Annotated in this window: 3 protein-coding genes; all 3 read left to right on the forward strand. The window is 71.9% G+C overall.

What is annotated here, in order from left to right; genetic code table 11:
- The coding region (locus P409_RS33925; RefSeq protein WP_161790525.1) for a helix-turn-helix transcriptional regulator at positions 1-407 on the forward strand (407 nt) is incomplete at its 5' end.
- Positions 408-750: 343 nt separating this feature from the next.
- Positions 751-1,284: a manganese efflux pump MntP gene (locus P409_RS33930; protein WP_430515682.1), complete on the forward strand. Its 534-nt coding sequence runs from the start codon at positions 751-753 to the stop codon at positions 1,282-1,284.
- A 98-nt stretch (positions 1,285-1,382) separates the two neighbouring features.
- Positions 1,383-1,567, forward strand: a 185-nt coding sequence (locus P409_RS40190) for a hypothetical protein (RefSeq protein WP_034849111.1), incomplete at its 3' end; no start/stop codon positions are given.

A 1,567-nucleotide genomic window follows, 5' to 3' on the forward strand; every position in this document is an offset into this window, starting at 1 on the left:
AGATCTCCGGCGTGCTGCCGGAGGCCAGCGCCGCGTCGCTGGACGAGGTGCCGATCCACGCCCCGGGCCGCCGGCCCTATCCGGTCGAGCTGATGGAGCCGATCCGCCTGGCCATCGCCGAGCGGCGCAAGCTGCGGCTGCACTACAGCGCGCCGGAGGCGACCAGCGAGCGGATCGTGCAGCCGCTCGGCCTGTTCTTCTGGGGCAACCGCTGGACCGCCACCGCCTGGTGCGAGATGCGCCAGGATTTCCGCAGCTTCCGCCTCGACCGCATTGACGCGCTGGAGACGCTGGAGGAGCGGTTCGAGCCGGTCAGCGGCCGCACCCTGGCGGATTATCTGGACCGCGAGCGCGAGGCCCGCGAGGCGGAGGAACTGAAGGCGGCGAGCCCCCGTTCCGGTTCCTAGAGGCGGCCGCCCGAACCGGGTGCGCCGGCCCTGGAACCGACCGGAGGCGTGCTTGCGCTACATCCTGCTCTGGCTGCTCGGGGTGCCGATCCCGATCCTGATCCTGATCTGGCTGTTCTTCCACTGACCCGGCGCCGCCTTCGGGCGGCCCTGGCGGAGCGAGCCGGCGGCACAGGATACAGCCCCGGCTTCATTGTCTAGCGACATCAAAATATCCTTTACGGAACAAATACTTGCGCTGTTGACCCATTGAATCCGGACGGCTATCCGAGGCGCATCGACCGCCACCCGGATGCCACCCGTGCCCCTCGCCACCACCCTCGGCCTCGCCTTCAGCCTGTCGATGGACGCCTTCGCCGCCGCCATCGGCAAGGGCGCCTCCGCCCGCCGCGTCCCGGTCCGCGCCCAGGCGGTGGAGGCGATGCGGGTCGGCGTCGTGCTGGGCGGGTTCGAGCTGGTGATGCCGCTGCTGGGCTGGGCCCTGGGCATCGCCTTCGCCGAGGCGGTGGCGGCGGTCGACCACTGGGTCGCCTTCATCCTGCTCGGCGTCGTCGGCGGCCGCATGGCCTGGCACGGGCTGATGCCGGACCGCGTCGCGGCGCCGGACCGGCGGTCGAGCCTCGGCGCGCTGGCGATGGCCGGCATCGCCACCAGCCTGGACGCCACCGCGGTCGGGGTCAGCCTCGCCTTCGTCCGCATCGACATCTGGACGGCCAGCCTGACCATCGGCGCGGTCACTTTCGGGATGTGCCTGCTGGGCTTCCTGCTCGGCCGCGGCGCCGGGGCACGGCTCGGCCGGCTGGCCGAGGTGCTGGGCGGAATCGGCCTGATCCTGGTCGGCGCCAGGATCCTGGTCGAGCATCTCGGCGGGGCCTGATCCATGGGAATTGCGGCCTGACCCCTCCGCCTCGCATACCGGAGAGCCGCCGGTTGTGATAGAATTCGGGCTGGCGTGGCGGTTCCGGCGAGCGGGGGATGGACCGGGCGGACGCGATCCTGAAGGCCGTGCAGCGGATCTACGACGCCGCGGTGTCGCCGGATGCCTGGTCCGGCGCGGTCGAGGCGATCGCCGCCGCGGCCGACGGGCAGCGCGGATCGCTGCTGGTCGAGGACCAGCCGCAGCGGCGGGCCGATCTGATGATCGGCTGGCGCTGGGATCC

Origin of the sequence: Inquilinus limosus MP06, assembly GCF_000767795.1 — a bacterium.
Taxonomy (GTDB): Bacteria; Pseudomonadota; Alphaproteobacteria; order DSM-16000; family Inquilinaceae; genus Inquilinus; species Inquilinus limosus_E.

Bases quoted from the DNA above. Each gene is read 5' to 3' on its own strand.
- P409_RS33930 (WP_430515682.1), top strand. From the start codon at position 751: ATGGACGCCTTCGCCGCCGCCATCGGCAAGGGCGCCTCCGCCCGCCGC.